Raw genomic sequence first — 4549 nt, forward strand, 5'->3', positions numbered from 1 at the left:
CCTTTCTTTGGGGTACGTTTCTTTGGCGACGCAAAGAAAGGTACCTCGGCCGCCGGGCCGAGACCCGGCTCCCGCCCCTGGCAGAGGCACGCCATTAAAACAGCCGCGCTGGAGAGCACAGGCACGCATCCACCACCAAGACGAACCCACAGACTCACCGCCCCACCACCACCTGCGACCCCACCTCCTGATAACACTCCACCGTATTCCCATCCACCCACTGATAAACCACCCCATGCCCACAGACAAACTGCGCCGCCATGTGCCGGCGCTGCTCGGCACTGGGCTGCGGCCGCCGGCCATGCGCTTGCTGCTCCATGCGCTCGCGCTGCAGTTCATGCTGCGCATCCTCGTGCATCGCCCAGAGCAAGGTGCACCCGATGGCTACCGCGCCGAGCACAAGAACCACATGGCCGGGGGTGGCCCCGCGCTCCGGACCCTGGGTTGCGGGTGAGCGCATCACACGGCCTCGGTGTGTGTCTCGGCCCAGGTGCGGGCCAGCACCTCGATGGCCTCGCGGGCCAGGGCGTGGCCCTGCAGCGCGCAGCTGACCAGGGCGTGCATGGCGCGGGTGTCGTTGTCGCGGTAGTCCATGGCCGACAGCAGGCGTGCATAGTCGCCGCCGCGCGCCAGGGCCAGGGTGTCGCGGTGCGCGGCGTCTTCGGCGGCGTACTGCGCGTCGGACTCGGCGGCGCGGGCCTCGTGGTGGTGTGCCGCGTCGCGTACGGGGTCGTTGGCGCTGCGGCAAAAACCTGCCAGCAAGGGGGCCTGCGGGGCGGCCAGGCCATCGTCCAGCGGGGGCTGGTGCGGCTGCTGCTGCACTGGTTGCCACACCGATCGGCTGGGTGCCATGCGGGCTGCGTTGGCGGCAAAGGCCGGGAAGGGCAGGGGCATCGGGGCGGCGTGGTGGTAGTGCATGGGGCGGCTTCCTTTGGCAGACGGACGGTGGGCGGCAGCCCTGGCGCGTGTTGCTTGCATGCGGACCGACCGTGGTGCGGAGTGCCTGGGTGTGCCGCTGTTGGCCGGTGCCGATGGTGCCGCCGTGCGCCGGGACTGCCATGGGATCCATTGTTTAGTAATTTCTAAACTTAGTCAAGATAAACCTGAACAATGGTCAAGGACGTTCTTGACTGTGGCGATATGTCTCCACGGATGCACAGTCGTTTTGTTAAGGTTGCAATTAGGTAATTAACTAAATATACTGAATTCATGGCGTGACCCAAGCACGGTCGCGCAAGCCAGATCCACCTGTCCGAAAGGGAGCCGACGCATGATGAACACCTGCAGCAGCACCGCCACCGCCCTGCAGCTTGCCCGACCGGTCTTGCGCCTGACGCGCGAGACGGCGACCTTCCCCTTTGTGGCGCTGCCCACGCGGCCGGGCGCGCTGCCCATCGAGGTGACCCTGCTGGCCCGCTTGGGCCGGGGGGCTGGCACGGGCCTGTGCCGCGGCATGATGGCGCGCCAGGGTCAGCACCGGCGCTTCATCGACGCGCTGGACGAGCCTTCGGCCAAGCTGGGCGGCAGCGATTTCGCCAAGGGCGATGCCACGGCGCTGTACAGCTTTGGCGTGGGGCAGGGCGGGCACCCGTTCCATCGGCATGCAGGGCACCGGGTGTTCACGGCGGTGTCGGGCAGCGCGGGGGCGCAGCTGCGCTTTTCCAGCGCCACTTCCGAGGAAATTGCGCACGACCCGGCGGCCTTCGTGCGGGCGCTGCGCCATGTCGATGTGCCGCCGGACTGTTTGTTCACCGTGCGCTTTTCGGGCGAGAACTGGCACCAGTTCGTGCCCGGTGTGTCGGGGGCCGGGCACCCGGCGTTCTTCGCCCTGTCCACCCACACCAACGAGCTGGGCGGCGCGCTCAGCGATGCACTGCGCCAGCGCGTGCTGCAGGACGAGGGAGACATCCCCTCGCTGACCGAGCTGTTGCCCGATGCCGTGCAGGCGCTGCTGGCCAGCGCACCCGTGCAGTCGCGGCAGGTGCCCACCACGGTGCTCTCGCTGGGCGAGCGGCCCGGTGGTTGGCTGGCCGCCGCCTGTGGGCACTACCGCGCGCTGGCCGGGCGGGTGGGCCATGTGCTGGCAGGCCTGCTGGAACCGCTGCAGGGCGGCGGCTACGTGAGCGAGCTGCGGCCCAGCCGCGTGCAGGAGCAGCCTGGCCTGCCCGCCGGCAGCCTGCTGCGCCAGGCGCTGGCTGGCCAAAGGCTGCACCATGAGGACTGCTTCACGCTGGTGGTGCCAGCGCCGTCCCCCAGTGCCGGCGCGGTGCCGGATGCCGCGGCCCTGCTGGCCGGCCTGCTGGGCAGCTTTCTCGTGCACCGGCACCCGGGCGTGTCGCGCATGATGGCCGTGCGCAATGCGCTGGTGCGCCCGCTGGGGCTGCGCCGCTCACCGCTGGCCTGCCCCGTGTCGTCACTGCAGCCGCCCATCGCCGGGCAGGTGATGGACCCGGACAGCCTGCGGTTTGCCGGCCGCTACCCGGTGCACGCCAGCCTGGTTGCGGCCGACGGGCGCAGCGCGCAGGTGCTGCTGGGTGCGGACGACAAGCACCTGGCCTTTCGCTCGTGCGTGGGCGTGCGCTGCCTGGACGATGGCCGCGTGGAGTATTCGCTGGCGACCCGCGTGGCTTGCCGCAATGCCTTCGGCCGCCTGTACATGGCGCTGATCGAGCGCACGCACCGCCGCTATATCGCGCCGCACCTGCTGCAGGTGGCGGTGGAAGGGATGGACGGGCTCTAGCAGGGCCTCTTGCCGGCGCATGCCGCCAAGGCGTGTGTGTTCGGATCCTGGGGCGGCTGTTACTCCTTTTGCCCGATAGTCTCTCCGCAGTATTTCACAAGTTTACGACTGCTTCGTACCGCTGGCCTTCGCCTTCTAGTTGCACACGGTTTCAACACGTTCAAAGACTTTTTTTGAGGTACAGCGCAAAGGTGCCTGCTGTCGCTGCTGTTGTGCAGCAGCTTTTGCATCCGCAGCGGCAGCGAAACCGGCAGCCAATCCCTCAATCAGGGCCTCTTGCCGGCGTGCGCTTGCTGGTTCGGCGCCTTGGACTGTGATGCGCAGCGAATTGAGCACCAGCGCGAAGCCGGACTCGGTGGCCTTGGCGTATTCCTCGGCCACCTGGGTCATGACGATGGCGGTGGTCCCGCCCAGATTGGCCTTGAAGAAGCGCGCCTCGTGCGGCAGCTTCTGGCCCAGCAGGCTGATCACGAAGCGCTGCGAGACGCCCTTGTTCTCCCTGCCGGCCACGGTGCGCGTGATGGGTGCGGTGGTGGCGGGGCTGTAGCGCAGTTGCTGGGCGATGGCGCCGTCGGATTTTTCGGATTCGCCGCGGCTCTTGGCGATGGTGGCCGCAAAACCCTCGATGTTCTGGCCCTGCAGGTAGGGGCTGATGTTGAAGGTGACCACGGCATCGTCGGGCCCTTCCAGATCAATGCTGCGCAGGCGGGTCTCGTCCTGTGCGACCGAGTCTTCGGTCACCTTCCAGCCGGCGAGGTGCTCAAAGCTCAGGCCGTCCTTGCTGTAGAGGACATTGGGCGCGGCCAGGGCGGGCTGCTGGGCCAGGGCGGCCAGCAGTGCCAGGCCCAGCGCGCAGGCCATCAAGCGGAAGAAAAAGCCGCGGCGCGCGGTCGCGCGGACGGTGGGGGTTGACAGGGTGGGGCAGTGGTTCATGGTGAATCAGTAGCTTGATCGGTGCAGAGAGGTCGGGTGGGTGCAAGAGGGTGCTCGGGGCTGTCAGCGTTTGGCGCGGTAGCGCAGGCTGTCCATCACCAGGCCCAGGGCTGCATCCATCTGCTTGGCGTCTTCGGCCACCGACTGGGTCATGATGTTGACACTGCGCGCGTCACCCATGTCGAGGGAGAAAAAGCGCGATTCGATATCCACGGGGACCCCTTCCGAGGTGTAGCCAAAGCGCTGCAGCACGCCCTTGACCTCCTTGCCGCCCACGCGCCGGGTGATGGTGCTGGAGGTCATGCCCGTGGGGGTGATCTTGTCCGGGCCTTCCAGGGCCGCTGGGCCCTTGTCCATTTCCGCGCGGTGCTCCGCGGCGCGCGCGGCCAGGGTCTCGATGTTCTGGCCCGACAGGAAGGGAATGAGCATCAGATGGATGCTCGCGTCCTCGGGGCCCTCCAGGTCGATGGTGCGCATGCCCGAGCCGTCCGTCTCCAGCTCGTCGGCCGTCACCTTCCAGCCGGCGGGGTGCTGGAAGGACACGCCCGCCTTGCTGTAGGACTTGGGGGGAGCGGCGTGGGCGGGCGGGGCCAGGCAGGCCAGGGCTGTAGCCAGCAGCAGGGCCAGGGCTGCGGCGGCTCGGTGCAGGGCCGCGGTGAATGCTGGTTGAGGCAGGGATGCGGGGGGCATGGGAATGTGGGGGCTCGTCGCGGTGGTGGGATGGGGTGGATTCTCGCATTGGGAATCGGGGTGGATGGGTTCTGGTCATGGGCTATGGATGCTGTTTGCCCAGGTTGATGGCGGGAGCCGGGTCTCGGCCCGGCGGCCGAGGTACCTTTCTTTGCGTCGCCAAAGAAAGGTACCCCAAAGAAAGGC

The 4549-nt window shown here is 67.8% G+C and carries 5 protein-coding genes; 2 read left to right on the forward strand and 3 right to left on the reverse strand.

All coding sequences use genetic code 11. The features are described from left to right. Positions 1–235: 235 nt before the first annotated feature. Positions 236–454 (forward strand): hypothetical protein, encoded by a 219-nt coding sequence (locus tag AC07X5_RS32575; protein ID WP_494773542.1) that lies wholly within the window; start codon positions 236–238, stop codon positions 452–454. Positions 455–459: 5 nt separating this feature from the next. On the opposite strand, the gene AC07X5_RS32580 is transcribed toward AC07X5_RS32575, so the two are convergent. Further along, positions 460–918, reverse strand: coding sequence for a hypothetical protein (locus tag AC07X5_RS32580; protein ID WP_494773543.1), 459 nt, complete (start codon positions 916–918; stop codon positions 460–462). 352 nt (positions 919–1270) lie between these two features. Between AC07X5_RS32580 and AC07X5_RS32585 the strand changes: the two genes are divergently transcribed. Further along, entirely contained in the window at positions 1271–2740 is a 1470-nt protein-coding gene (locus AC07X5_RS32585; RefSeq protein ID WP_494773544.1) for a DUF2867 domain-containing protein, read from the forward strand. 135 nt (positions 2741–2875) lie between these two features. On the opposite strand, the gene AC07X5_RS32590 is transcribed toward AC07X5_RS32585, so the two are convergent. Together AC07X5_RS32590 and AC07X5_RS32595 are read right to left on the reverse strand one after the other, a co-directional pair. Continuing rightward, on the reverse strand, positions 2876–3673 hold the full coding sequence (locus AC07X5_RS32590; RefSeq protein WP_494773545.1) for a hypothetical protein: 798 nt from the start codon (positions 3671–3673) through the stop codon (positions 2876–2878). A gap of 63 nt (positions 3674–3736) precedes the next feature. Next, positions 3737–4363, reverse strand: a complete 627-nt coding sequence (locus tag AC07X5_RS32595) for a hypothetical protein (protein ID WP_494773546.1) — start codon at positions 4361–4363, stop codon at positions 3737–3739. Positions 4364–4549: the final 186 nt, after the last annotated feature.

Source organism: Acidovorax sp. GW458-11-26-14-TSB4 (assembly GCF_059423865.1).

Coding starts and splice junctions, on each gene's coding strand:
- AC07X5_RS32595 (WP_494773546.1), bottom strand. CDS start 4,363: ATGCCCCCCGCATCCCTGCCTCAACCAGCATTCACCGCGGCCCTGCAC.
- AC07X5_RS32575 (WP_494773542.1), top strand. CDS start 236: ATGCCCACAGACAAACTGCGCCGCCATGTGCCGGCGCTGCTCGGCACT.
- AC07X5_RS32585 (WP_494773544.1), top strand. CDS start 1,271: ATGATGAACACCTGCAGCAGCACCGCCACCGCCCTGCAGCTTGCCCGA.
- AC07X5_RS32590 (WP_494773545.1), bottom strand. CDS start 3,673: ATGAACCACTGCCCCACCCTGTCAACCCCCACCGTCCGCGCGACCGCG.
- AC07X5_RS32580 (WP_494773543.1), bottom strand. CDS start 918: ATGCACTACCACCACGCCGCCCCGATGCCCCTGCCCTTCCCGGCCTTT.